Source organism: Phyllobacterium sp. UNC302MFCol5.2, from assembly GCF_000686005.1.
Lineage (GTDB): Bacteria > Pseudomonadota > Alphaproteobacteria > Rhizobiales > Rhizobiaceae > Phyllobacterium > Phyllobacterium pellucidum.
Genome location: NZ_JMLL01000012.1, coordinates 201,570 through 228,352, shown reverse-complemented (window position 1 = coordinate 228,352; position 26,783 = coordinate 201,570). Strand labels below are relative to the sequence as shown.

Below are 26,783 nucleotides of genomic sequence, written 5' to 3'. Positions count from 1 at the left end.
AGGGGAGGGGGAAGTCAACTCTGTTTGACGTATTTCCGCCAATCATGCTCTTCGCGAAACCCGAGGACTTCGCGTGTCTTGCGGTTGGACAACGGTGCTTCGAACTCGCCAAGTTCGCGGGTGATTGCCACGTTGGGGCAGTATTTGGCGAGGAATTCCTGCGTCGGCAGCGTCGCCGTGATCGTGTCGTTGACCGCATTGAACACCTGGAAGCCGAGACCGTCCTTCTGGATCGCCAGATCGACGATCTGCCCTAGATCGCGGGCGTCGATGTAGCTCCACGCATTGCGTTTGCGCGACATCGGATTGGCGATGAAATCCGGGAAGCGATCATATTCATGCGGCTCGATCACATTGCCGATGCGCAGCGCGTAGATGTCCGCGCCGGTGCGCATGGCAAAGGCCCGTGCAGTCTTCTCGTTGACGAGCTTCGACAGTCCGTAGCTGTCCATCGGATCGATGTCGTAATCTTCTTCGAGCGGGAACGCATGGAAATCCCTGTCGCCCTCGGCAAAGCAAACGCCATAGGTCGTTTCGCTCGAGGCGATGATGACCTTGCGGATACCGAGTTTGACCGCCGCCTCGATGACATTGTAAGTGCCGAACGTATTGACCCGGAACGTTTCGTTGTCGGGCTTGATCAAAACGCGTGGCACCGCTGCAAAATGCACGACGGCATCGATCGGCGCCGGACCTTTGCCGGTCTCGAACCCATCGAAGCCGAAGTGACTCGAAAGGGCGTTGAACATTTCGCCGCTGTCGGTGATATCGGCAAACAGGGTGTTGACGCCTGGATAGTCCAGGGCAACGAGGTCGATATTGAGAACCTCATAGCCGTGCTCGACGAGGTAGGGAATGACGTGACGCCCCGCCTTGCCAGCGCCGCCGGTGAACACGATACGCTTCTTCATTCTGGTTTTCTCCATGTGCCGGGGCACTGCCGTCTGGGAGTCGGCAATGCCCTCAATTGTCGCTTTGGCGCAGGTTGCGCAGCCTGTCGAAGAGGACGGCGAAGAGGATTGCGCCGCCGATGAAACAGCCTTGCCAGAAGGCGTTGATACCAAGAAGACCAAGGCTGTTGCGGATCACCTCGATCAGCGCTGCGCCGACTAGCGCACCGAGCGCTGTGCCGACGCCGCCGGCGAGGGCCGCGCCACCGATGACGGCCGCGGCGATGACCTGAAGTTCAAGACCCGTGCCGATATTGGTGGTAATCGCGCCGAGCCAGCCGGTCTGGATGATGCCGGCGATGCCGGCCGATAGTGAGGAGATCATATAGACGGCAACCTTGATGAGCCGGACCGGCACGCCGGTGAGGGTCGCCGCATGTTCATTGCCGCCTATCGCATAGACATGGCGCCCGAACCTTGTCCAGCGCAGCACAAAGCCGGTCAGGAGCGCCAGCACGATCATGTAAAGGACAGGATTGGCGATGCCGAGGAACCACGCGCCGCCGCCGAGCGCGAGCAATTTGTCATGGTCGGGTCCGAACTGGAACACCACCGTATTGCCGGAGGCGACCATGGCGAGACTGCGCGCGATCGACAAGGTGCCGAGCGTGACAACAAAGGGGGGCATGCCGATATAGGCAATCAGGATGCCATGGCACGCACCGATGGCGAGGGCGGTGGCGATGGACGCGGCAATGCCGATTTCGATGCTGTAGCCGGCATGCATGACCACGCCGAGGATCATGCTGCATAAACAGAGGACCGATCCGACCGAGAGGTCAATTCCTCCGGTGATGATGACCAGTGTCATGCCGAGCGCGATGATCGCGACAAAGGTGACGTTGCGGGTGATGTTGTAAAGGTTCTTGGTCGTCGCGAAGGAATCCGTGGCGAACGAGAGGAAGATACAGGCGAGGATAACGGCTATCAGTACCCAAAACGTCTGGCTTCCCAGGACGGACGAGAGCCAGTTGTGCTGCCTTTGGTTGATTGTCTGATCAAGTGTGATGGCCATGGTCGACCTCGGTTCCTCCAAATGGTTCGATGCCCGACGGATCAGGCAAGCTGTTCGATCGCGCCGGTGATCAATCCCGTGACTTCTTCAGGCGACGTCGCTCCGATCGACTTGTCAGCAACCTTCCTGCCGCGCCGCATCACTATGACCCGGTCGGCCACGTCGAAGACGTCGGGCATGCGGTGGCTGATGAGAATCACTGCAATACCCTGATCGCGCAGGTTGCGGATCAGGTTGAGGACCTCGGCAACCTGGCGGACCGAGATTGCCGCCGTCGGCTCGTCCATCAGCACGATCTTGGCCTCTGATAAACGCGTGCGCGCGATCGCAACGGCCTGGCGCTGCCCCCCGGACATCTGTTTCACCAGGTCGCGCGGCCGCGTCTCGGATTTCAGTTCAGCGAAGATCTGGCCGGCGCGCTTGTACATGTTGGCGTAGTCGAGGATGCGGATGGGACCGAAACCCCGCCGCAGTTCGCGCCCAAGAAAGACGTTTGCCGCCGCCGAGAGATTGTCGCAGAGCGCAAGATCCTGATAGACGATCTCGATTCCATGCTGACGGGCATCGATCGGCTTGTGCATGATGAGTTCGGCACCATCCATGCGCATGGTGCCTTCGCTCTGGCGGAAATTCCCGGCGATCATCTTCACGAGCGTTGATTTACCGGCGCCATTGTCCCCCATGAGGCCGACGACCTGGCCGGGTTCAATCGCGAATGAAACATCATTGACCGCTTGTATCGCGCCGAAATGCTTCGAAATATTGATGAGTTCGAGAACCGCCACCAGCTAACCTGCCTCCCTTTTTCTGTGCGCTCGCTATCCCGCTCGTTCGTGCGGACATTGTCGCGATCTTCCATCCCCTCCCAAGGAAAGCGGTAGGTCGAATTTACGCAAACGCTCAATCAAGCGTCAATCAACTTTCGGGTGATTGCAAGCCCATACAACCAAAAATAGTTTTATATTACAAATACCCGTTGACGGGGAAACGTTGGCGTTATTAGCTAGCGTCAGGGAGGAATATCTGATCACGAAAGCGACGGGGCAAGTCGGGCGGAACCCGTTCGCGGTCAATGCGGTAACGCGTACTCGCCGCTCGTTCCCGGTTCGAACCGGAACCTGGAAGACATCGGGATCAGGCAAAGGTCGCCTGCATCGGACTGAAATAACTATCGACTGGTTTCCGCGATACGTGTGATTGCAGAACAACCTCGTATTGTCTGGCATCCAGATTGATCTGTGTGGCGGGCACGCTCGTGTCCGTTGGGTTCAAGGGAGGAACAAATGAGGAAATCAATTCTATTGTTAGCCGCCGCTGCGCTCGCGCTCGGTGCCGGACCAGCTCTGGCGAAGAAGCAGCTTGTCATCGTCGTCAAGGGTCTCGACAATCCATTCTTCGAAGCCATCAACCAGGGCTGCCAGAAGTGGAACAAGGAGAACGCGAGCTCCGAGTATGAGTGCTTCTACACCGGTCCAGCTTCGACATCCGATGAGGCAGGCGAGGCGCAGATTGTCCAGGACGTCCTTGGCAAGGCCGACACCGCCGCAATTGCCATTTCACCATCTAACGCCAAGCTGATCGCGCAGACGATCAAGACCGCCAATCCGACGGTTCCTGTCATGACGCTCGATGCCGACCTTGCTGCAGAAGACTCTGCCCTGCGCAAGACCTATCTTGGCACGGACAACTACCTGATGGGCGCCAAGATCGGCGAGTACATCAAGAAGGGCAAGCCGAGTGGCGGCAAGATATGCACGATCGAAGGCAACCCCGGTGCGGACAATATCCTGCGCCGTGCGCAGGGCATGCGCGACACGCTCAGCGGCCAGAAGGGCTTGACCGCCCTGAAAGGCGAGGGCGGCTGGACAGAAGTTGCCGGTTGCCCGGTGTTTACCAATGATGACGGCGCCAAGGGCGTCCAGGCGATGACGGATATCCTCGCCGCCAATCCGGACCTTGACGCATTCGGCATCATGGGTGGCTGGCCGCTCTTCGGTGCGCCTCAGCCGTATCGTGACCTGTTCAAGCCACTGGCTGACAAGATCGCCAAGAATGAATTCGTCATCGGCGCGGCTGATACGATCGGCGACGAAGTCGCCATTGCCAAGGAAGGCCTGGTAACGGCTCTCGTTGGTCAGCGGCCTTTCGAAATGGGCTACAAGGCGCCATCGGTCATGATCAACCTGATTGAAGGCAAGACCGTCGAGGATCCGGTTTTCACCGGTCTTGACGAATGCACCAAGGATACTGTCGATACCTGCATCCAGAAGTAACCTTCAGGCGAGGAGGGCGCGTCATTGCGTCCTCCTTGTTTTGCGTTCAACGGGAAAAATCTGTTCCGGCAGCTCAATCATAATTCCAGGATGTGCAGAGGGCTTCCCGCAAAGCTGGTGCGCTAGGCAATCAGGATAAGGCCGGTCGCCGTCAGCGCCGCGATCCATATGAGATCGAAGTTGATCCACCCGCGCCGCAGGAACGCGAGCCCGAACCAGTCATAGACCGTGAGCGCGATCACAAGAATGACCGCCAGCATTGCGGCCATGTGGGTGCCGACCGCTGCGAGCGCGATCAAGAGCGACCCCGCAGCCGTCAAGTCCTGCCCAGGCATTGACGCGAGGCAAAGCGGGATCACGACCGGCACAAGCATGAGCCCCGCGCCATGCGCGCTCGCCATCAGGAACGACCAGAAGCCGAGGCCGACCATCCCCGTGGTCATGCCAACACGCATGCGGTGCCGGTGACCATAGGCGGCCTGATATGCCGCCCAGGCAAGCAGCAGAATACCCGCCGCGATTTCGAGTGGACGCTGATCGAAAATGAAGCCGAGCAATACAGCAACGACGGCAACCACCGCGATCGAGGCTGCGTGGCCAAGCGCAATCGGCACGAGCGACCGCAAGACAACCATGCGGCTGCCGCGGTGGAGCCCGAGCGCTACCGCGAACAGCCAGCCCATCGCCGGGTTGAGACCATGAAAAACGCCAAGGCCGGCGAGCACCAGCCATGGAGAGATGGATGTCATTCTGCGTATCTGCGCGTCGTTTGACCTGATGCCGTCATGGATAGCAGTAGGAATCCGACGAACAATCGCCACCTTCGAGCCGCACCTGGTGGGGCCGGTGGCTCTTCGGCCAATCGATGAAGAAGTTCTCATCGAATGTGATGCCGCCATTTTCGCCGACATCGAGCTTCACCATCCAGCCTTCGAGCCCTTCCGGATAGAACTGCGGGTCGATGGGTCCGTAGAGCGAGTTGGTGAAGTAGACCCGCTTGCCATCGCGGCTGATTTCCACCATCTGCGGCCCGCCGTTCAGGGCGCCGTTCTTGGCTTTCGGATGCGTCGCTCGCGAGGCGATGCCGCCGATGCGGACCCGGCCGGTTTCCTTCGGGTTGAAAGGGTCGGAGACGTCATACTGGATCATGTCGCCGGTGCCCCAGCAGGAGACATAGAGGAAGCGGTCATCCATGGAAAGGTCGATGTCGGTGACGAGCGGCGCGACCGCGCCGAACCCCTTAAGCACGGGCGGCAACAGGTCGGGGTCGGCCGGCTCGGCAGGGATTTCGATGATTTTCTTCACGGCCCACTTGTCGCCGTCGCGATACCAGGTCCAGATCGACGCGGAAAGATCCTTGAGGCTGATGACGCAGCCGACAAAGCCATAGGCCTTGGTCGGGTTGTGCGCCGGACGCAGTTCGAACACCAGCTGGTATTCTTCACCGAAATCGATTTCCTGCAGATGCTTGCGCTTGTGGAGGTCCCAGAAGTGCAATCTGCGTCCGTACTTGCTCCCGAGCAGTATCTCTGGAACGAGCCCGTTCTCAAATGTGTCGGGCGTTCCCCATTCGCTGGTTACCATCGTGTCATGCCCGAGATGCCACCAGAAATCATAAGCGAGTTTCTGCGGGCCGCGGTCCATCTCCCACTGTCCAAGTACGTCGAAACTCGTGGGATCAAGGAGGAAGATGCCTCCCGGCGCCTTGCCTTCGGCATTGCCGAGCGCGTTCACATAAATACCCTCGGGCCCGCAGTGAATGGTGTGAAGGCGGGAGTAGCCTGCCTTTTCGGCGACTTCCTCCGGCTCGATGACGCGGACGATTTTCGGGTTCTTCGGATCGGGCTTGGTATCGATGATATGGAGCCGCGAGGAACGCAATCCAGGTACGACCAGATAACGGCGCTCCATATGCGGGTGAGGGGCATTCGGGCAAAGGCACGACGAACAGGCATTCCAGCCGAAGTGATGCAACTCATCACCGGCATTCGGCATATCGACCTGGCCGACAATCTGCGAATAGGTGGGCGATTGCGGATCGACATCCACGACGGTAATGGCGTCGGGGATTTTTCGTTCGGGATCGAAGGCGGCGACATAGGCCAGTTTTTCGGCCGGCGCTTTCGCCGCCATGCGCGGCGAGGGATAGAAGGAAGGATCAGGTTGCCAGGTTGCCATGATGATGCTCTCCTCGTGATCGATGACAGAGTGTGCTGAGCGGTCCCCAATGCGACTTTCGTATCAATCTTGGCATCTGGCCGCTGTGCTGTCCAATCAAGTCATTTGATGAGAGCGGGGCCACCCGGCCGGGGCCGGATGGCTCTGTATCGATCAATAGATATCGAAGGGGAAATACTTCGAGACGATTGTCTTGTAGGTTCCATTGGCTACGATGGCATCGATCGCCTTGTTGAATTTCTCGCGCAGCGCGTCGTCGCCCTTGCGAATGCCGATGCCGGCTTCAGTTGCCGTTCCCGGAACGTCTGCAAGCATCTTGCAGCAATCCTTGCCGGCATTGTTGAGCCAGTCGACCACGACGAATTTGTCTGAGATCAGCGCGTCGATGCGTCCGTTCTGGAGGTCGGCGGCCGCTTCTTCCTGCGTCGGGTAGAGCTTTACGTCCACGCCGGCCTTGCCATAGATGTCGGTCGCATAGTTGCCCTGCGTCGTTGACGCCTGCGCGCCGACGCTCTTGCCCTTCATGTCTTCGACGCCGACGCCGGCGAGCGTGCTATCCTTCGGGACGATGACCGCCAAAGGCGTGGTATAGTATTTGTTGGTGAAATCGATCTTCTGCTTGCGCTCTTCGGTAATGCTCATGGACGCAATGATGGCGTCATACTTGTTGGCCATAAGGCCCGGGATGATACCGTCCCAGTCCTGCGCAACAATGGTGCATTTTGCCTTCATCTCATCGCAGAGCGCATTAGCGATATCGACATCGAGGCCAGCCAGCGTTCCATCGGCCTTCAGGGTATTGAAGGGCGGATAAGCGCCTTCAGTGGCGATGCGGATTTCTTTCCAATCCTGGGCTGCTGCGTTCGATGCAAAAGCGACGATGGCCGCAGCGATCGTCAGAAACGTTTTATTCATGTTCCATCCTCTTGGGTACCTGGCCTTTTGGCCCGCCAACACATTAGCCGAAGCGGAATGGATGCAAAGGATATTTTCACGCAAGAGTTGAATCAGCTCACCGGACTGGCGGCTCTTCGAGACAGCGGCAAAAGCGGCGATTGAGCAATGCCGCAACCACTGCTAGCATGGACTGCCGTCGTGTGTACGGCCAGGCGAACTTCGTTCAAGCCTGCAACGTCGGAGGTTTGACATGGCCTTAAACGATGACAGACCGATTTCACTCTTCAAGAAGCTGGGCGGATTGATCGCCATTATCTTGGGTTTCCTGATCACTGCGTCAGGCTACCGCTACGGTTCGACGGAGTTCCTTACCATTGGCATCGCGTTCATCGCGCTTGGCATCATTTTGCTCGTGCTCATGATCGTCCGACGCAACCAGAGCGGGCATGTGTGACGCCGAGCAGGCCGACAGCTAGAGGGGAACCCTCGACCGCTCGGACGCTTGGTGTAGTACTAAGTTATTGATGTTTCGTTATAATTTGCAGTTTATGGCATAAGAGTAGTTATGGAACTCACACCTTCGCATGCCAGACGCAAGAATGCGGGCTGGCAATTGATCCGGGCCGTACGCCCGGTCATGGACGGTGTCTCGTCTTGCCGTCAGCGATAACGGCTGCAGCGGCCTCGAATGCTGCTGCAACTGCTTCCGCACCGGGGTCGACTATGCCATCGAGATCGCGCGCACCGACATAAGACGAGCGACCCGCTTTTGCCTTGGTCATCGATGCCGTTGCCTCGGCTCCGGACCTTGCAGCAACGGCAGCTTCTTGCGCTCCGCTGGCGGCAAGTGCATTCAGTGCGGGATCGAGCGCGTCGATCATCGTACGATCGCCGGGTTTGGCGCCGCCGTAGAATGTCATGCGATCGAGCCCTGAGATGAGTGCTTCCGGTACGTTTGCGCCTGCCGCCATCGACTTCGATGCCGCCGTAAAGAAAATCGAGAGAAGAACGCCGCTGGAACCGCCCATACTGGTAGCGAGGATCGAACCGATGGCTGCAAATGTTGCCGCCTTGTCGGCGAGAGGCAGTGTATCAATCCGCGCCAGGATGCCGCGCGCGCCTGCTGCAACCGTGGAACCGGTATCGCCGTCACCAGCACGAGCATCAAGCCGGTTGAGATCCGGTTCGAGCGCGACAAGCCTGTTGCACACGGTCGCGAGCACTTCTTCGACGTCTGCATCACGGCTGGCAGCCATATGTTCGATTTCGCTTCGCACTGCGGGCGCGGGTACGATGGCTAGCTCATGGCGTTCGACAGGAGTGAGCCATGCGTGCGGTGCAACCTCCGCGAGAAGAGCGGCTTCGCGCGCCAGATCAAGCTTGATCAGCGACAGCGAAAAGCCGTTCATGTTGAGCGCTGTCATGATCGGCCCCGGGCCGATGACGAGCTTCACTCTGCCGCCAAGCGGTGTCGCGAGAACATTGCGCGCGATCAGGTTCATCTCGACTGGCGGCACGGCACCAAGGTTGTTGATGAGCAAAGCATATTCGCCGCCGGCAGGCATGGCGGCACCGAGGCGTTCGGCCATGATGCCGACGATACTCGCCGCAGCCTGGACCGGGATGCGCTCAACGCCCGGTTCTCCGTGAATGCCCAGCCCGAGTTCGCCTTCATTCTCGCCGAGCCGCGACTCCTGCGGCTGGCCCGGAATTGAACAGGTGGAATAGGCAACGCCGAGCGAAACGATCTCAGCTGCTGCGGCGGTGGCGGCTGCAGCGATGTCCTGCAACGCGTCACCACGCTCGGCGAGAAAGCCTGCGACCTTGTGCACGAACAGCGTGCCGGCGATACCGCGGGGCTGTGCGAGGTCCGGAAGCGCTATGTCATCGGCAACGATGACCATCTCGACGTTGAACCCTTCGGCGCGTGCCCGCTCAGCGGCAAGACCGAAGTTCAGCCGGTCGCCCGTGTAATTCTTGACGACAAGGAGGCAACCTGCAGGGCCAGTAACGGCACGTATGGCCGTCAGTACCGCATCAACGCTTGGCGATGCGAAGATTTCCCCCGAGACTGCGGCCGTAAGCATGCCCCGCCCCACGAAGCCGGCATGGGCAGGCTCGTGGCCTGCGCCGCCGCCGGAAATGACGGCGACTTTCGACCTGTCCCAATCGGACCGCACAATGACCTTGATGTCCGGATATGAGTCGAGGCGCGCCAGCAGACCCGGGCGGCTGGTCAGCAGGAGGCCGTCGAGCGCCTCGGTGACGATGTTTTCCCTGCGATTGAAGAAGTGGCTCATCGGCATACCCAGTCTGTTGAATCATCAGGTCATAACCCGACCTGATGACACCAGTACTACGGTTTCCATCCTTGGCAAAATTGCGCACGATTGCGCGTGGCCATTTGGAAGCCACAGCCACGTTGGGAGAGCGGCACGTGCAGTTGCGCCTCGATCGCCTGCCGCTCAAGTCAGATGCGCAACGCAAAGACCTATTTGTTCGTCCGGTCGTCGATGAAGACCCCGGCGCGCTGCGCTGCCTGGACGAAGGCCTGCCTGGCTTTTGCCGGCGTCATCCACCCTTCGAGGGCATCGCGATTGATGCGAACCGCACGCTTGTATTCAAGCCCATCCTGCTGCGGCCATTGATTTCGGAGACACTCAAGAGCCTCCCAAGCCGTCGCAACCAAACGGAGCCCCATGGCGCCAAGACTTATTCTGACTGGCGATGAAAACGACTTGTCGTCCATTACACCCTCCCCCTACCACTTTGCCCGATGCCCCGAACGAAGCATCGATGGGAGTGCGGCGCGTTATGCGACAGGATCTGCGGGCCGGTATCCACTGGGCATTGCTGGACTGCTGTCCGGCATGTTGCGGAATCCGGGATGTAAACGATGTCGGCATGACTGGAATGTGAAAGCATAGTTGAACTCCAAAACAGAATTGCGAACTATGTTTCCTCCTTTACCCCATTCTTTTTTGTTTGCTGTTCAGGGCTGTCATTACGATCTCAGATTTGAATCGCATCCGCAATACCAAATTCGGCGAATGCCGGGATATCTCAAGGTGCAATCGTTGTCAGATCAGCTGGCGGAACTTCAGCTCATCCTTCAAATAAGCGTAGTAGATCGGCGCAGCGATCAGGCCGGCAATGCCATACCACGCCTCCAGGACAATCATCGCCAAAAGCAGCTCCCACGCACGCGCCTTGATGCGTGAACCGATGATCTTCGCATTGAGGAAGTACTCGAGTTTGTGGATGACAATGAGAAAAGCCAAGGATCCGAGTGCCGCAAACAGCGATACACTGAGGGCTACAATGACGATTACGGTGTTCGAGATCAAATTGCCGATGACGGGCAATAGACCAGCGATGAAGGTGACCGCGATCATGGTCTTGACGAGCGGAAGGTCTACGCCGAAGGAAGGCAGAATGAGGACGAGGAAGATCCCGGTAAAGAACGTGTTCAATGCAGAGATACGCAGCTGCGAGAAGACGATGTTGCGGAACGCGTCGCTGAAGTGATCGATACGATCGGTAAGCGCGATCGCCAGCGGGCCGAGCTGCCGTGACGGCGCAACCGAACTCAGTGCGACCATCCCACCTATGATCATGCCGATGATGATTCTTATGAGAAGGACACCGAACTCCCTCCCGACAAGCTGCAACTGTCCGGCATGTTCACGCAGCCAGACGGCGGCAACCGATTCCAGCTCTTCAAGGTTAGACGGGAAATAATCCCGCGCCCAGCTCGGCAGATGTACCTGCGCCGTATCGATGATTTCCGCCATCTTCTTGAAAAGTGACGCGATGCCTTCCGAGCCGTCACTCAGAAATGCGACGCCGCCGAGCACGGCCGCCACGATCAAAAGGATGAAGACGAGGGCAAGCAGCGCCAGAGCGACGGTCTTGGCAATTCGGCCATCGACCCCTGCCCTGCCGAGCAGCGGTGCCGAGAGGTGCACGACGTTATAGACAAGGAGGCCGGCAAGAAGCGCCGAAAGCAATCCCAGTTCGAGCACGGCGATAAGCGCTATGAACGATAAGACATAAGATGCAATTGTAAGCCGGTTGGCGGTAAGCAAGCGGTGCCCCTAGGAAGGCGTTATTCATTGCCCACGTTCCTACCCTTGAAGTCCGATGCGATGCAAGCACAACCGTTGGACAGCTCGGCGTTTCAACAAAATAGATTGAAAAATATAGTACTTTAAGATGAGATAGGATCTCACCTAAAACGTTACTGCAAATGACATGAAAATATCGGCACCGGATCATGATCTTGTTTAGACGGTATAAGTAGGTATTGGCGATGCGAGGGTATATTGCTGCTTTGCATCGTGCCAACCCCCGAAGGGAGCGACTATTGCCATGGCAAACGTGCGGCGAGGTTTCTTAGAGCGGATAGACACGTCTGCCGGTAAAACGGCCTTTGCCTTGCAGGGTGAAAGACCCGCCCAACGCGTGAACGAGACGGTGGATCGGATTCGGGCAGAGCGCGGTCTGGATCGGAAAGCATTGCGCGGGTCGTCGGGCGCACGTCTAGTTCTTCTCACCGGCGGTAACAGTGCAGCCAGGCTTGGTGCGTCCGCCATCATTGCCGCAGGGCTAGGCCTCGAACTCTTCCGCGTCGATCTTTCGGCCGTCGTCAGCAAGTACATCGGTGAAACCGAGCGCAACCTTAAGCAGTTGTTCGATGAGGCGGAGCGAAGTGGCGGTGTGCTGCTCTTCGATGAGGCGGACGCACTCTTCGGCAAGCGCTCGGAAGTGAAGGACGCGCATGATCGCCACGCACATGTCGAGGTGGATTACCTGCGGCAGATGATTGAGAACTACGATGGGGTGGTGATCTTGGCGACCGGCTCGCAGCATTGGTTTCCAAAGCTCAAGGCCATTGCCGGGTATACGGTAGAGCTTGCACCCGATAGTGGCGCTTGCTGAACGCAGTCTAGGTGGGGAAAACCCTTGCAGCGGTCCACATGGCGGCAATGGAACATTTCAAGACGAATTCGAGTTAAATGTAGAGTCTATTTACAAAATTAAGTTATATTTCAGGAGAGAAAGGTGGGCGGAACCTTGTCAAATGCGCCAGGCGTTCGACTAAAATCGTTGAAACAAGCCCCTCATTGCCACGCCACCCTCGGCAGTGCAGTCCCCTCGTTTGGAACTCGATATCGGCGTACGGCATCCCATGCGTGAGGAAGCCGAGAATCATCATGATTTCAAAGGTTTGACGACCGACTACTTTGATCGCCGGAGCGAGACTTACGACCAGGACGCGATTTTTCCGAAACTCGCTTTTGTGATCATTCGACATGCCGATATCGAACCGGGGCATTGCGTGCTCGACATCGGCACGGGCACAGGCCGGTTGGCGCTGCACGCCGCGAAAATGGTTGGGGATGAAGGTGGCGTTGTCGCCATCGATCTATCGGCGGAAATGCTCACGCAGGCGCATTTCAAGGCCGGGATGGATAATCTCAGCAACATTCAGTTCATTCAGGGAGATGTCGAGGAGGCGACGTTTGATAATAACGCGTTCGACAGGATCCTGTGTTCCTCGGCGTTCGTACTTCTGTCCGATCCACGCGCGGCGCTCAGGCAATGGAACCGCTGGCTGAAGTCAGGCGGGATGGTGACTTTCGATGCACCGGGCGAACCCTTTGGCATTAACAGCATCATTGCCGAAGTCGCAGAAGCGCATGGAATTGACCTGCCCTATGCCACGATCGCCAATTCAGTCGAAAAATGCAAAGAGTTGCTCGAGAGTTCCGGATTTGAGGTGGCCGAGATCAGCCCGGAATTGATGCAGGAGCATAGAATGTTGACTGAGGAAGCACTGTTCGTCTGGGAGAAATCCCTCGCGCATCCCGCCTGGCACCAACTCAACCTGCTACCGGCTAAAGAGCTTGAGCAGCTGCGAAAAGACTTCGAAACGAAGGTCCATGCCAAGGCCAAGGATGGAACCATCGTCAGCAAGATCATCATGCACGTCGTCACTGGCCGAAAGAAAACTGACGGCGTATGAGCGCTAGGCGGTCGGACCTTCCAGCTCGCCACGCCTGATCAATTCTTCGCGGATCAGTTTCTTGGCTATCTTGCCATAGGCCGACTTCGGCATTTCCGGCCAGAAGACAAAGCGTTTTGGAAGCTTGTAGCGCGCCATCTTGCCGTCAATCCAGGCAATCATTGCATCAGCATCGGGACTGGCGCCGTCATGCGGTACGCAGACGGCAAGACCAACCTCGCCCCACATCGGATCTGGGATACCGAGGACCGCAACCTCGCTGATGTCGGGATGGCTGAGGATCTTTTCCTCGATCTCGCGCGGATAGATGTTTGAACCGCCCGAAATATACATGTCGGACGCGCGCCCGGTGATGAAGAGATACCCTGCCGTGTCCATATGGCCAAGGTCACCGGTGCGGAACCAGCCGTTGCGGAAAGCCTTCGCATTGGCTTCCGGATTTTCGTAATAACCGGCAAAGACTGCCGGGCCGATCACGCAGATCTCGCCGGTCATCCCAGGCTCCAATTCGTTGCCGGCATCATCCTGAATCGAGATCTGCATACCCGTGCGCGCATAGCCACAAGTGCCAGGACGCTTATCATCCGTCTCTTCGACGCGATGTTCGCTTGCAGGCAGAACGGTTATATTTCCCGTGACTTCCCCAAGCCCGAAATATTGAACGATGACCGGTCCCAAGGCTTTCAATGCGTGCGCCTGATCGGAGCGATACATCGGTGCGCCGGCATAGATCACGTAGCGCAATGAAGAATGGTTGCGCTCGTTGACCGAGGGGTGCTCGGCAAGAAGTTTGAGGATTGTCGGCACCGTGAACATGTTGCTGACCTGCCAGGTTTCGACGAGGCGCCAGGCCTCAGCAACATCGAGCTTCTCACTGGGCAGGAGCACCGTCTTCGAACCGCGGGCGACCTGAGTCAAAAGGTAGATACCCGCCCCGTGCGATAACGGGGCGACAACGAGCGACGCGTCGAGGCGCGTCGTCGCCGGCATCAAGTCGCAAAGGTGGTTGGTGACAACGAAAGCCATCTGACCATGCGTAAGTACTGCTGCCTTCGGCCGCCCGGTTGTTCCTGAGGTAAAAAAGAACCAGCACGGGTCGTTATGATCGACAGGAGCCGTCTCCGCCGTCTCGCCCTCGAAGCGTTCGATGATCGCGTCATAATCCTCGCCGAACGGGGCGTCGCCGATGGCGATGGCGAAGGCAAGGTCGGAGCTGGCAGCCCGGCAGGCGGAAACATGCTCCGGAAACCCATTACCGCAGATCATGCCCTTCGCGCCGCTCGCCGCGGCGAGATAAGCCACTTCATCGGGCGTCTGGCGAAAGTTGGTTGGAACCCAGACAGCACCGAGCTGAAAGCAGGCGAACATAGATTCGAGCATCTGGTTGCAATTCTGCGACTGGACAAGGATGCGATCGCCCTTCCCTACCCCGTACTCCCTCTGCAGCGCCGCCGCCATGGCATTGACCCGGCAGTGTATCCCGCTCCACGTCCAGTTTTGGTCGCGCCACACGAGTGCCACCTCATCGGGAAATCGCGCCGCCGTTTGAGCAAGAAACCCCGAAAGATTCATCACCCGATTCGACATGCGTTCCATGATTCTTCCCCCGATAATCTAGGCTCTCGGCTGTATCGACCGTCCTTTGGTTGACAAGGTCCCTAGCCTGTCATTAGCCGGCTGCAGATGGGCAAGCCGCGCTTCGATCTTTCGTGCCTCACTGCGCATCAGCGAGGCAAGTTCGACCTGCCTGTCGGGCTGCATCCGGCTGTCGATGGCGGCGATGCTGAGCGCTCCCGCCGGCCGCCCGTCCGGATAACGTATGGCGAGGCCGACGCCCCAGGAGTTTGGCAGTATGCGGCCCGGGTTCAAGGAAAAGCCGCGTTCCCGCGCAGTTGTGATATCCGCGCGGATTTGCGGTGGAGCAAGTTCGGGGAACTCCTTGAGGAGCTCTGGCTCGTTGGCGGAAAGGGCAGCCTCGATCTCGTCGTCGTCAAGTGCGGCAAGAATGGCGAGTGAACCCGCGCCGACACCAAGCGGGTGGCGATAGCCGGCCTGGAGCGCATGGGTTCTGATTGGATAGGTTCCCTCTTCGCGATGAAGGCAGACCACGTGATGATCGCGCTGAATCGACAGGAAGCTCGTATCCTGCGTCTTGCCCGAAAGGACGCCGAGACTATCGCGGGCGATCTGCAGGAGGCCGTATCGGCGTGTGGCCAGGGTGCCGAGTACATAGGCCTCCTGCCCGAGAAAGTAGCGCCGCGATCGCGCATCCTGTTCCAGCAATCCGGAGCGGATGAGGGCCAGGAGCAGTCGCCGTACGGTCGGCTTGTTAAGTCCGCTTTGCTCGACGATTTCGCTGAGGGCGCCACCTTCGTCACCAAAATAGCTGACGAGGCTGAGCAGGCCGAGGGCCCGATCGACGCTCTGCGAGCCGTTGTGAGCCCGTACTACCGTCTGTTCCATCATTGTGACCCGCGATCCATATTGTGGATCAGCCTATCAGTGGAATTTGCGAAAGGCAAAATTGAATCCCGGGTGGCCCCAAATCGTGAGGGAAATTCACTTGAGCGGGCGCGTTCGCTCTATAATGTGGACCGATGATCTGTGTCCGGTTCGCCCTCCTGAAATTGTCTCCTCCTCGGGAGCGCCTGATCGCGCTTGCGGGCCATGTTTGAGCGACGTTTGCGTCAGCCGGGCCCGGCGGCCACGGCCCCCTTCGAAAGTTTAATAGGCTCCGGAGAATACCTGCAATTTACCCTGAAGACGGGCCTCAGTATCAATGAGGCGATCGCCCTCCCCCTCGCGGAGGCTGGCCTGACGGCAGCTTCAATCGTCCTTGAGGGTGGAAGTTTCGCGCCCCTCCACTATCTGATGCCGGCGCTGTCGACAGATGACTACCATGCAGCCTGGTATAGCGAAACGAATTCACCCGAAGGCGAGGCGCAGCTCGAACGCGGTAATGTGACTTTTGGGGAAAGGGACGGTCATCCCTTCATTCACTGCCATGCGACATGGATCGAGGCCGATGGCAGGAAGCGATGTGGTCATGTCCTGCCGCACGAGACGATCGTGGCAAAGCCAATTCGCGCCACGGCCTGGGGCACGAACGACGTGCGCATGGTATCAGAACCCGATGCGGAGACGGCGTTCACCCTGTTTCATCCTGTCAAGGCTGCACAGGCTCCAAGGGCTAAAGGGCCTCGCATCGTAGTGGCGCGTGTCCGGCCTAACGTGGACATCATCGAGACTCTCAAAGAGATCTGCCGGGCGAGCGGTTTTTCCAATGCCCGATTGCGCGGCGGTGTCGGCAGCCTGATTGGCGCGCGCTATGCCGACGGAACGTCCGTTGATGACATTGCAACCGAGGTGTTCGTCATCGATGGCTTTGTCTCGACGCGGCCGAATCTCACAAGGCTCGAGATCGTCATGGTCGATACAATGGGAAGGATAACGCAAGGGCAACTCCTTCGTGGAAAAAACCCCGTTTGCATCACGTTCGAGCTCTACCTTGAAGAAGCTTGAAGTCCGAACCGGGTGATCAGTCGTGACCTTCGCCCGGATAGCTTAGCGTCTGCAATTCGCTGGCATCGATGCCGGCAATACGCCGAAGCACGGCGCTTGCCAGTTCCCGGCCTGCCTGGCGTACGTCCTCATTGAAGACGATGATCTGGGGGCGGAACCACTTCAGTACGTCCGTCGACTGCTTGGAGGCGAGATCAACGCCTTTGCCGATCTCCAAACCTGCCGCCTCGATACCGGCCACAATGGCGATCGCCGCGCTGCCGCTGCAGCATACGATCCCGTCGGGACGGTCAGGTCCTGACATGATTTCAACCATGCGGTCGCGAATGCCGGCGAGCGATGTATCGACATCGAAGCCGGAAAAAGACAATGAACTGACGTCGCCTTCGCTGATGGCCCGGGCAAACCCTCGCTCGAGGTGCCGGTAATACGTGACCGACGGCGAAGGTCCGGCAAGCATGGCGATCCTGCGGCGCCCCCGCTCTACCAGACTTTTGACCGCAATATAGGCGAACGTCTCATTGTCGAAGTCATGAAACGGATGCTCGATGCCCATTTCCGTGCGTCCATGGGTGGCGAAGGGAATGCCGTGTTCAGTCAGGTAGCGAACACGCGCATCGTTGGGCTCGGTGCGAGACATGATGATCCCGTCCGCCGAACCGGTCTCGACAATATAGCGGATCGGCTGCATCGGGTCGTTCTCGACCGAGTAGGGGGTGACCGTCAAATGATACGGCGTCTCCGACAGTATTTCGGTAATGCCGTAGACGAGGTTTGACGTGAGCCCCATGATCTCCGATTGCGCATTGAGAACGAGACTGATGACATTGGTCTTGCCGGTTCGCAGCCGGACCCCGGCGCGATTGGGGCGGTAGCCGATCTGCTTGGCAATGAGCTGAACGCGGTTCTTCGTTGCCTGCCCGATTTCGGGAGCATCCTTGAGTGCCCGCGACACTGTGGTGACGCCGAGGCCGGCCATGAAGGCAATGGTCTTCAGCGTCGGACGCTCGCTGTCTGCGGGCGGTCCGGCGTCCGGTGCAGTGGATCGGGCGCTTTTCTTTGGCTTCATTGCCGCTTGGCCACAACCTTGAAGTTGACATTGGCTGTATCGTTTCAAAATTTGAACAAAATGTACAGAGCCATGCGACGACTTTTTCCATGCGGAAATCAGTCTCTATTCCGCTGGACCCTGGCAGCGCAACCCATCAGACAAGATTTTCCGGACAGGAAAAATAAGACAAATCAATGCTATAATGAAGATACAGGCCAAAATAAACGGGAACCCAATAAAAAATCATCGCTCGGGAATTGCATCGTGCCGGAGTTTGAACTAGCCTACCTGTAACGTTTCAGATTTGGGAGGATAGGATGCGTTACCGTTCGATGCTTGCCGCTCTCGCGGCTTCGACTTTGCTTTTTGCAGGCTCGGCGCGAGCCGTTGATCTCGAAGTCACCCATTGGTGGACATCCGGCGGCGAAGCGGCGGCGGCAAAAGTCCTTGCGCAATCCTATGACAAGCTTGGCGGTGACAAATGGGTCGATGGCGCCATCGCTGGCAGCGGCACCACAGCTCGCCCAATCATCGTCAGCCGCATTCTCGGCGGCAATCCCATGGGGGCGACGCAGCTGAATACCGGCCGTGATGCCGAAGATCTCGTCAAGGCAGGGCTGATGACCGACCTTTCCGAGCTTGCAGCCAAGGAGGGCTGGGCCGACTTCATCCGCCCTTCGAAGCTCCTCGACTCCTGCAAGTATGAAGGCAAGATCTACTGCGTGCCGGTCAACATTCACTCGTGGCAGTGGATGTGGATCAACCCGGGCGCGTTCAAGGAAGCGGGTGCGCCGGTTCCCACCAACTGGAGCGAGTTCGTGGCCGCGGCGCCGAAGCTCAAAGAGAAGGGCATCATCCCACTTGCGACCGGCGATGCGTGGCAGGTCGACGGTATCTTCCGCGTGATGCTCGCGACGCTCGGCGGCAGGGACCTCTATCTCAAGATCATGGACGACAAGGACAAGGATGCGGCTGCAAGTCCTGAAATGAAGGCGGTCTGGCAGGCTTTCGCCAACGCGCGCGATCTTGCCGATCCCGGCTATGTCGGCCGGCAGTGGAACGAGGCAACCTCACTCGTGCTGACTGGAAAGGCCGGCGGGCAGATCATGGGCGACTGGGCACAAGGTGAATTCGGCGTTGCCGGCAGAGTCGCCGGAACGGACTATGACTGTCTGCCGGGCCTCGGCGTCCACCCGATACTCGATACGGGCGGCGATGCGTTCTATTTCCCGAAGAATGCCAATCCCGAAGTCACGCGCGCCCAGCTGAAACTGGCGAGCATGCTCGTTTCGAAGGAGACCCAGGTGGCCTTCAACCTTGCCAAGGGTTCTTTGCCGATACGCGGCGATATCGACATGGAGGCAGCCAACGCCTGCATGCAGAAAGGCATCAAGATCCTGGCTGACGCCAATAATGTGCTTCCCTCGATCGAGCAGGCGCTTTCTTCCGACGCGCAGGGCCAGCTCGAAGATTTGAATACGGAATTCTTCGCCAACAAGGATATGTCGGTCGACGACGCGCAGGCGCGTTTCGTCGAAATCATCAGCCAAGCAAAGTGAACCGCTGGACATGACGCCCTGATAGCGACCGGCTCGCAAGGCCGGCGCCTATCGCAAGGTTGGAGACACTTCATGGCCGCGACCCGCCCCTTTGCACCTTTGCGCAATTTGAACGCGAAGATTGCCGCCGTTCCGATGATCGCGACGGTGCTCGTCGTGTTCATCGGCTGCACACTCTGGACGGTGGTGTATTCGTTCACCTCATCGCGGTCGTTGCCGACACTGGATTTCGTCGGAATCGATCAGTACAGGCGATTGTTCACGACCTCGCGGTGGATCGTATCGCTGCGAAACCTCGCCATATTCGGCATCCTGGCACTCAGCTTTTCGCTGGTTTTAGGCTTCATCCTCGCTGCGCTGATGGACCAGAAGATCCGCTTCGAGAACACCTTCCGCACGGTCTTCCTTTATCCCCATGCCCTGTCGTTCATCGTCACTGGCCTCGTCTGGCAATGGATCTTGACGCCCGCCTACGGCGTGCAGAAAGTCGTGCGCGACCTCGGCTTCGAGACGTTCAATTTCCCGATCCTGACCGATGGGCGCTTTACGATCTACGCGATTGTCATCGCCAGCCTATGGCAGGGCACCGGTCTTGTCATGGCGCTGATGCTGGCCGGGCTTCGCAACATTGATGACGAGATCTGGAAGGCGGCACGGGTCGACGGCATCCCCACCTGGAGGACCTATCTCTTCATCATCATTCCGATGATGCGCCCGGTCTTTGCGACGACCCTCGTGATCATCGCCGCCACGATCGTAAAAGTTTACGACCTCGTCGTCGCCATGACCAATGGCGGTCCGGGCATCGCCTCGGAAGTTCCGGCGAAATACGTTTACGATTTCATGTTTTCGCGCGGCAATCTCGGACAGGGCCTCGCCGCTTCGACGATCATGCTGACGACGGTACTGATCATCCTCGTTCCGTGGGCGCTCTATGAGTATCGGCCGAGAAACCGGACGCTGGGAGTGGGCAAATGAGCCTCATCAATCCTGCAGGGCCGCGCGGACGGCGTCCTCGTCGCATCGTGTCGCCGACCTCGATCATGATCTACGGGATCCTCATCGTCGCAGCGGTCTATTACCTCATTCCGCTCTACGTCATGGTCATGACTTCGCTGAAGGGCATGCCGGAAATCCGCCTCGGCAACATCTTCTCACCGCCGGTCGAAGTGACATTCCAGCCATGGGCGACAGCGTGGAACAGTGCCTGCACCGGGCTCTACTGCGAGGGCATCAAGGTTGGCTTCTTCAATTCGATGAAGATCTTGGTACCCAGCGTGATCTTCTCGATCATTATCGCCTCGGTGAACGGTTATGCATTGTCGAACTGGCGCTTCAAGGGCTCCGAGCTGTTCTTCACCGCGTTGATCTTCGGCGCGTTCATCCCCTATCAGGTGATGCTCTATCCGCTGGTCATCATCACCCGCGAACTTGGGATATTCGGCACGCTCACCGGTGTCATCGTCATCCATACGATATTCGGCATGCCGATCCTGACGCTGCTCTTCCGCAACTATTTTGTTTCCCTGCCTCCTGAACTCTTCAAGGCCGCGCGTGTCGACGGTGCCGGCTTCTGGCGGATATTTCTGCAGATCATGCTGCCCATGTCGCTGCCGATCTTCGTTGTTGCCGTGATCCTGCAGGTAACCGGCATCTGGAACGATTTCCTTTTCGGCGTGATCTTCGCCGGAACCAAGAATTTTCCGATGACGGTGCAGCTCAATAACATCGTCAACTCGACGCAGGGCGTGAAGGAATACAACGTCAACATGGCGGCCACCATTCTGACCGGCGCCGTCCCCCTCCTCGTCTATTTCTTCTCAGGCAAGTATTTCGTCAGGGGCATTGCCGCTGGCGCCGTCAAAGGATGACCCAGTTGCACAGCGTCTCGATCAAAGATCTCTCGCTCAATTTCGGTTCGGTCGGGGTCCTGAAGGACCTCAATATCGATGTGGCCGACGGCGAGTTCCTGGTCCTGCTTGGACCATCCGGGTGCGGCAAGTCCACGCTGCTGAATTGCATTGCGGGTCTTCTCGATATTTCCGAGGGGCAGATCTTCATCAAGGGCAAGAACGTGACCTGGGAAGAGCCAAAGGATCGTGGCATAGGGATGGTCTTCCAGTCCTATGCGCTCTATCCGCAGATGACGGTTGAAAAGAATCTCTCGTTCGGGCTGAGGGTCGCCGGACTTCCGAAGGCGGAAATAGCAAAGCGTATTGCCGCCGCCGCGGAGATCCTGCAGATCGGGCCATTGCTGCATCGCAAGCCAGCCGAGCTCTCCGGCGGGCAGCGCCAGCGGGTCGCCATCGGCAGAGCCCTGGTGCGCGACGTCGATGTGTTCCTCTTCGACGAGCCCTTGTCCAATCTCGACGCCAAGCTGCGCTCGGAACTGCGCGTTGAGATCAAGCGACTGCACCAGAAGCTCGCCAATACGATGATCTATGTCACGCACGACCAGATTGAGGCGCTGACGCTAGCAGACCGGATCGCAGTGATGAAGGGCGGGCTGATCCAGCAGCTCGATGACCCGCTGACGATCTATAACCGCCCGCGCAACCTGTTCGTCGCGAGCTTCATCGGTTCGCCAGCCATGAATTTCCTGAAAGGCGAGATTGGTGGCAACAGTGCTGGTCCCGTTTTCAAGGCCAATGGTCTTGACATCTCCCTCGCCTCCTATGCCGCGCAACAGCCCCTGCCCTTTGGCCGCGCCGCCATCTTCGGCTTCCGGCCTGAGCATATTGCCATAGGCGACGCACCCGGTCCGGCCGGGCGGTCATGTCCCGCGACCGTCGATCTCGACGAGCCGATGGGCGCCGATAGTCTCGTCTGGCTCAAGGTCGCAGGCAAGCCGATTTCGGTCCGCGTCGATTCGGGCCGCCGCTATCAACCCGGAGAGAAGGTGTTCCTGACCTTCAATCCCAACCTCGCTTCCGTCTTCGACGCCGAAAGCGAAATCCGCATCTAGTCCCCGCATGAATCCTGGAGAACCGCAGTGACCGATTTTTCATATCAGCTCTATAGCTCGCGCAGCTTCCCGCCGCTTGAAAAGACCTTTTCCATGCTCAAACGCCATGGTTATGCGCAGGTCGAAGGCTTCGGCGCCGTCTATGCCGATCCGAAAGCAACGCGAGCGGCCCTCGACGCCAACGGCCTTGCCATGCCAACGGGTCACTTCAGTATCGACCTTCTGGAGAACGAGCCGCAGAAGGTGCTCGACATTGCCGGTACGCTGGGCATGAAGGCGATTTTTTGCCCCCACCTTGCGCCGGACCTGCGGCCCGCCGACCGGGAAGGCTGGCTTGCTTTCGGCGAGCGGCTCGAACGCGCCCACGCAACCTACAGCAAAGCAGGCTACGTTTTCGGCTGGCACAACCACGATTTTGAATTCAAGGCGCTCGCCGACGGCAGCTTGCCGCAAGATGCCATCTTCGCGGCCGCGCCAAGTATCGCATGGGAAGCCGACATTGCCTGGATTATCCGTGCCGGCGCCGATCCCGTGCAGTGGATCAAGGATCACGGCGATCGAATTGTCGCGGTTCACGTCAAGGATATTGCGGGGCCGGGCGAAAATGCGAACGAGGACGGCTGGGCCGATGTCGGCCACGGCACTGTCGACTGGAAAGGATTGATGGGAACCCTGCGCGAGACGCCCGCGCAATACTTCATCATGGAGCACGACAATCCGTCGGATGACGAGAGGTTTGCCCGCCGTTCCATTGCCACCGTCAAGTCGTACTGAGGAAAGCAGCATCATGGCCAGGTCACTTGGTATCGGGATTATCGGCGCCGGCAATATTTCATCGACCTATCTCAATCTCGCACCGCTCTTCAAAGGCATCAAAGTGCAGGCTATCGCCGATATCAATGCGGCAGCCGCGCAGCATCGCTCCGGCGAACATGGCATTGAGGCCCGTTCGATGGACGCGCTGCTTGCCAGCGACGACGTCGACATCGTTGTCAATCTCACGGTTCCCGATGCGCATTTTGACGTATCCAAACAAATCCTGAGCGCGGGCAAACACCTTTATTCGGAAAAGCCCCTGACGTTGTCGCTGAAAGACGGACTTGAGCTTCAAAAGCTTGCGGAGAAGAAAAAGCTCAAGGCGGGTTGCGCGCCCGATACTTTTCTCGGCGGAGCGCACCAGTTGGCCCGCAAGCTGGTCGATGATGGCGAGGTCGGTACCATTACCTCAGGCACGGCTCATGTCCTCAGCCATGGCATGGAACATTGGCATCCAAATCCTGATTTCTTCTTCCGACCCGGCGGTGGTCCAATCCTGGATCTCGGTCCCTACTACATCGCCAATCTCGTCAACCTGATTGGACCGGTCAGGCGCGTTGCAGCGCTCACCTCGATGGCTTCGACGACGCGGACGATTTCGAGCTTTCCCCGCAAGGGTGAAGTCATCGACGTGACGACACCGACGACTATCCAGGCTCTGCTGGAATTCGCGAGCGGCGCAACCGTCACCCTGTCTGCAAGTTGGGACGTCTGGGCGCACCATCACCCTAACATGGAGCTCTACGGCACTGATGGGTCGATCTTCCTTCCCGATCCGAATTTCTTTGGCGGCGAGGTCAAGCTGGCGAAGCCGGGCAAGAAGGTCAAACCGGTGAAGGCATGGTCGCATCCGTTCGGTATCGCCAACCAGAAACACGCGGCCGGCATGATGGCCAATTACCGGACTGCTGGTCTCGCTGACATGGCAGCGGCCATCATCGAGGGCCGCGACATCCGGTGCTCGCTCGAACGGGCGCTCCACGGGGTGGATGTGATGGTGTCGATCCTTCGCTCCGGCGAAGAAAAGAAGTTCATCGACATCAGGACAAGCTGCTCGCGGCCGGAGGCACTCGGCATAAAGGACGCCAAATCGCTGTTGAAAAAGCCCTGACGCGAAGCGTCTCGCGCATTGCGGTCATGATCGGGCAGTCCTATTGTCGCCGCCCGATCATAAGTGATGGAAATGCCCCGTGACCGCAAATAGTGTCCACACCGCCCGTATTGCCCGTCTTATCGCAGCCGAGATCAATGCGAGGCCCGAACAGGCAAGTGCGGCGATCGAGTTGCTGGATGGCGGCGCTACGGTTCCCTTCATTGCGCGCTATCGCAAGGAGGTAACGGGCGGGCTCGACGACACGCAATTGCGTACGCTCGACGAGCGGCTGCTCTACCTGCGCGAACTTGATGCCCGCCGCGATACGATCATTGAGTCGATCCGAAGCCAGGGCAAGCTCAACGATGAACTCGAAGGCAAGATCGCGGCAGCCGCGACGAAGGCAGAGCTTGAGGACATCTATCTGCCTTACAAACCAAAACGGCGCACACGGGCCGAGATCGCTCGCGAGCGTGGCCTCGGGCCCTTGGCGGAAGCGATCCTCTCCGATCGAGCCTCGGTTCCGCAGCAACTTGCAACGAACTTTATCAATGACGATGTGCCGGATGTGAAGGCAGCGCTCGAGGGAGCGCGCGACATATTGGTCGAGACTTTTTCGGAAAATGCCGATCTGGTCGGCCGCCTGCGCAACTACATGCAGGACCGTGCGGTATTGCGCGCCAAGGTAGTCGACGGCAAAGCCGACACGGGTGCGAAATTCGCGGACTATTTCAATCACTTCGAGCGTTGGTCGGCGGTCCCTAGCCACCGGGCGCTCGCCATGCTGCGTGGCCGCAATGAAGAGGTTCTGTCGCTCGAGATCGAAGTGGACGCCGAGGATACGGCTCCGGTCAAGCCGGTTGAACGGATGATCGCAAATGCCTATGCGATCTCCCACAAGGGTGGCGCTGCCGATATCTGGCTGATGGACGTGGTGCGCTGGGCATGGAGAATCCGCTTCTCGCTCAACCTTTCGATCGACCTCATGACGACAATGCGCGAACGGGCCGAAGAGGAGGCTATCCGCGTATTTGCGCGTAACCTGAAGGATCTGCTGCTGGCGGCCCCTGCCGGATCGCGTTCGACAATGGGGCTCGACCCAGGCATCCGCACCGGCGTGAAAGTGGCGGTTGTCGACGGCACCGGGAAACTTCTCGAGACGACGACTGTCTATCCTTTCCCGCCACGCAACGACGTGCGCGGCACCCAGGCCGAGCTTGCGCGATTGATCGTCAGCCACAAGGTGGAACTCGTTGCCATCGGCAACGGAACAGGAAGCCGCGAAACGGAGCGGCTCGTGGCCGACATGCTCGCAGCGATGCCGTCGCCGAAGCCCATGAAGGTCATCGTCAGCGAGGCGGGCGCCTCCGTCTATTCCGCCTCGGCGACCGCCGCGGCCGAATTCCCCGATCTCGATGTTTCGCTGCGCGGCGCGGTGTCGATTGCTCGCCGCCTGCAGGATCCGCTGGCCGAACTCGTCAAGATCGAACCGAAATCGATCGGCGTCGGTCAGTATCAGCACGATGTCGACCAGTATCGTCTTGCGCGTTCGCTCGAGGGTGTCGTCGAAGACGCGGTCAATGCAGTCGGCGTCGACCTCAACACGGCATCGGCGTCGTTGCTCGCTCGCATTTCCGGACTCGGCAACGCGCTTGCCGAAGCGATTATTGCCTATCGCAACGAGGTCGGACCGTTCAAAACGCGGCGTGATCTCCTGAAAGTGGCTCGCCTCGGGCCGCGCGCCTTCGAGCAATGCGCCGGGTTCCTGCGTATCCCGGATGGTACCGAACCGCTCGATGCCTCGGCCGTGCATCCGGAAGCCTATGGAGTCGCCAAGAAAATCGTCAGCGCCTGCGGCCGTGATGTGCGCGCCTTGATGAATGACGGCGCTGCGTTGCGGGCCCTCGATCCGCGCGTTTTCGTCGACGACCGCTTTGGTCTGCCGACCGTGCGCGATATCATTGCCGAACTGGAAAAGCCGGGGCGCGACCCGCGGCCGGAGTTCAAGACGGCATCCTTTGCCGACGGCATCGATGACATCAAGGACCTGAAGCCCGGCATGCTGCTCGAGGGGACCGTAACCAACGTCGCGGCCTTCGGCGCCTTCGTCGATATCGGCGTGCACCAGGACGGCCTTGTCCACCTGTCGCAGCTCGCGGACCGTTTCGTCAAGGACGCGCACGAGGTGGTCAAGGCTGGTGATGTCGTCAAGGTCAGGGTGGTCGATGTTGACGTCAAGCGCAGCCGTATCGGACTGACGATGCGCAAGGATGGCGGTGCGCCGGCGCCGCGCGGGCCAAGACCCAGCGACGCGCCATCGTATAAACCCCGCTCCAACGCGCCTGCGCCAAAGCCGCAGTCCGCGCCGCAGGGCGCATTCGGTGCAGCGCTTGCCGATGCCCTGCGCAAGAAATAGCGTAACGATCATCAATGGTT

At 58.8% G+C, this 26,783-nt stretch carries 24 protein-coding genes; 13 read left to right on the top strand and 11 right to left on the bottom strand.

What is annotated here, in order from left to right:
* Positions 1–14 precede the first annotated feature (14 nt).
* Genes BR48_RS0115855 through BR48_RS0115845 form a run of 3 tightly spaced genes read right to left on the bottom strand, consistent with a single transcriptional unit; the run spans position 15 to position 2,750 of the window.
* Complete coding sequence (locus tag BR48_RS0115855; protein WP_027232211.1) at positions 15–911, bottom strand: NAD(P)-dependent oxidoreductase; 897 nt, start codon at positions 909–911, stop codon at positions 15–17.
* Positions 912–963: 52 nt separating this feature from the next.
* Positions 964–1,965, bottom strand: a complete 1,002-nt coding sequence (locus tag BR48_RS0115850) for an ABC transporter permease (RefSeq protein ID WP_027232210.1) — start codon at positions 1,963–1,965, stop codon at positions 964–966.
* Positions 1,966–2,006: 41 nt separating this feature from the next.
* Positions 2,007–2,750, bottom strand: coding sequence for an ATP-binding cassette domain-containing protein (locus tag BR48_RS0115845; RefSeq protein WP_027232209.1), 744 nt, complete (start codon positions 2,748–2,750; stop codon positions 2,007–2,009).
* 498 nt (positions 2,751–3,248) lie between these two features.
* On the opposite strand from BR48_RS0115845, the gene BR48_RS0115840 reads away from it, so the two are divergent.
* A complete protein-coding gene (locus tag BR48_RS0115840; protein ID WP_027232208.1) occupies positions 3,249–4,238 on the top strand; it encodes a sugar-binding protein in 990 nt (329 codons plus the stop codon).
* Positions 4,239–4,360: 122 nt separating this feature from the next.
* Here the strand turns inward: BR48_RS0115840 and BR48_RS0115835 are convergent, their stop codons facing one another.
* From BR48_RS0115835 to BR48_RS0115825, 3 genes are all read right to left on the bottom strand, one after another.
* Positions 4,361–4,987, bottom strand: a complete 627-nt coding sequence (locus BR48_RS0115835; protein ID WP_027232207.1) for a hypothetical protein — start codon at positions 4,985–4,987, stop codon at positions 4,361–4,363.
* 34 nt (positions 4,988–5,021) lie between these two features.
* Positions 5,022–6,416, bottom strand: coding sequence for a selenium-binding family protein (locus BR48_RS0115830; RefSeq protein WP_027232206.1), 1,395 nt, complete (start codon positions 6,414–6,416; stop codon positions 5,022–5,024).
* A 153-nt stretch (positions 6,417–6,569) separates the two neighbouring features.
* On the bottom strand, positions 6,570–7,331 hold the full coding sequence (locus BR48_RS0115825; protein WP_027232205.1) for an ABC transporter substrate-binding protein: 762 nt from the start codon (positions 7,329–7,331) through the stop codon (positions 6,570–6,572).
* 232 nt (positions 7,332–7,563) lie between these two features.
* Here BR48_RS0115825 and BR48_RS0115815 point away from each other — a divergent pair, with 232 nt between their 5' ends.
* Positions 7,564–7,767 carry a hypothetical protein gene (locus BR48_RS0115815; protein ID WP_027232204.1) on the top strand — a complete coding sequence of 68 codons (204 nt, stop codon included), beginning with the start codon at positions 7,564–7,566 and terminating at the stop codon, positions 7,765–7,767.
* 181 nt (positions 7,768–7,948) lie between these two features.
* Here BR48_RS0115815 and BR48_RS0115810 read toward each other — a convergent pair whose 3' ends face one another.
* A complete protein-coding gene (locus BR48_RS0115810) occupies positions 7,949–9,613 on the bottom strand; it encodes a dihydroxyacetone kinase subunit DhaK (protein ID WP_027232203.1) in 1,665 nt (554 codons plus the stop codon).
* A gap of 137 nt (positions 9,614–9,750) precedes the next feature.
* Between BR48_RS0115810 and BR48_RS26690 the strand changes: the two genes are divergently transcribed.
* Positions 9,751–10,044, top strand: a complete 294-nt coding sequence (locus BR48_RS26690) for a hypothetical protein (protein WP_027232202.1) — start codon at positions 9,751–9,753, stop codon at positions 10,042–10,044.
* 349 nt (positions 10,045–10,393) lie between these two features.
* On the opposite strand, the gene BR48_RS0115800 is transcribed toward BR48_RS26690, so the two are convergent.
* Positions 10,394–11,401, bottom strand: a complete 1,008-nt coding sequence (locus tag BR48_RS0115800) for an AI-2E family transporter (RefSeq protein WP_027232201.1) — start codon at positions 11,399–11,401, stop codon at positions 10,394–10,396.
* A gap of 283 nt (positions 11,402–11,684) precedes the next feature.
* On the opposite strand from BR48_RS0115800, the gene BR48_RS25540 reads away from it, so the two are divergent.
* Both BR48_RS25540 and BR48_RS24745 read left to right on the top strand, forming a co-directional pair.
* Positions 11,685–12,254 carry an ATP-binding protein gene (locus tag BR48_RS25540; RefSeq protein WP_027232200.1) on the top strand — a complete coding sequence of 190 codons (570 nt, stop codon included), beginning with the start codon at positions 11,685–11,687 and terminating at the stop codon, positions 12,252–12,254.
* 220 nt (positions 12,255–12,474) lie between these two features.
* Positions 12,475–13,341 (top strand): class I SAM-dependent methyltransferase, encoded by an 867-nt coding sequence (locus tag BR48_RS24745; RefSeq protein ID WP_051615058.1) that lies wholly within the window; start codon positions 12,475–12,477, stop codon positions 13,339–13,341.
* Positions 13,342–13,344: 3 nt separating this feature from the next.
* Here the strand turns inward: BR48_RS24745 and BR48_RS0115785 are convergent, their stop codons facing one another.
* Positions 13,345–14,937: an acyl-CoA synthetase gene (locus tag BR48_RS0115785; RefSeq protein WP_027232199.1), complete on the bottom strand. Its 1,593-nt coding sequence runs from the start codon at positions 14,935–14,937 to the stop codon at positions 13,345–13,347.
* Between the two features lie 18 nt (positions 14,938–14,955).
* The gene (locus BR48_RS0115780; protein WP_027232198.1) at positions 14,956–15,804 is read right to left on the bottom strand and encodes an IclR family transcriptional regulator; all 849 of its coding nucleotides are present in this window, start codon (positions 15,802–15,804) and stop codon (positions 14,956–14,958) included.
* 219 nt (positions 15,805–16,023) lie between these two features.
* Here BR48_RS0115780 and BR48_RS0115775 point away from each other — a divergent pair, with 219 nt between their 5' ends.
* The gene (locus BR48_RS0115775) at positions 16,024–16,863 is read left to right on the top strand and encodes a DUF296 domain-containing protein (protein ID WP_210165012.1); all 840 of its coding nucleotides are present in this window, start codon (positions 16,024–16,026) and stop codon (positions 16,861–16,863) included.
* Positions 16,864–16,879: 16 nt separating this feature from the next.
* Here the strand turns inward: BR48_RS0115775 and BR48_RS0115770 are convergent, their stop codons facing one another.
* On the bottom strand, positions 16,880–17,932 hold the full coding sequence (locus BR48_RS0115770; protein WP_027232196.1) for a LacI family transcriptional regulator: 1,053 nt from the start codon (positions 17,930–17,932) through the stop codon (positions 16,880–16,882).
* Positions 17,933–18,231: 299 nt separating this feature from the next.
* On the opposite strand from BR48_RS0115770, the gene BR48_RS0115765 reads away from it, so the two are divergent.
* From BR48_RS0115765 to BR48_RS0115735, 7 genes are all read left to right on the top strand, one after another.
* On the top strand, positions 18,232–19,473 hold the full coding sequence (locus BR48_RS0115765; RefSeq protein WP_027232195.1) for an ABC transporter substrate-binding protein: 1,242 nt from the start codon (positions 18,232–18,234) through the stop codon (positions 19,471–19,473).
* 72 nt (positions 19,474–19,545) lie between these two features.
* Entirely contained in the window at positions 19,546–20,451 is a 906-nt protein-coding gene (locus tag BR48_RS0115760; RefSeq protein WP_027232194.1) for a sugar ABC transporter permease, read from the top strand.
* A complete protein-coding gene (locus tag BR48_RS0115755) occupies positions 20,448–21,344 on the top strand; it encodes a carbohydrate ABC transporter permease (RefSeq protein WP_027232193.1) in 897 nt (298 codons plus the stop codon). The genes BR48_RS0115760 and BR48_RS0115755 overlap by 4 nt, the downstream gene beginning before the upstream one ends.
* Positions 21,341–22,438: an ABC transporter ATP-binding protein gene (locus BR48_RS0115750; protein WP_027232192.1), complete on the top strand. Its 1,098-nt coding sequence runs from the start codon at positions 21,341–21,343 to the stop codon at positions 22,436–22,438. Before BR48_RS0115755 ends, BR48_RS0115750 begins: the two co-directional genes overlap by 4 nt.
* 27 nt (positions 22,439–22,465) lie before the next feature.
* Entirely contained in the window at positions 22,466–23,212 is a 747-nt protein-coding gene (locus tag BR48_RS0115745) for a sugar phosphate isomerase/epimerase (protein ID WP_027232191.1), read from the top strand.
* A 13-nt stretch (positions 23,213–23,225) separates the two neighbouring features.
* Complete coding sequence (locus BR48_RS0115740) at positions 23,226–24,365, top strand: Gfo/Idh/MocA family oxidoreductase (protein ID WP_027232190.1); 1,140 nt, start codon at positions 23,226–23,228, stop codon at positions 24,363–24,365.
* A 79-nt stretch (positions 24,366–24,444) separates the two neighbouring features.
* A complete protein-coding gene (locus BR48_RS0115735; RefSeq protein ID WP_027232189.1) occupies positions 24,445–26,763 on the top strand; it encodes a Tex family protein in 2,319 nt (772 codons plus the stop codon).
* The last annotated feature ends 20 nt before the right edge of the window (positions 26,764–26,783 follow it).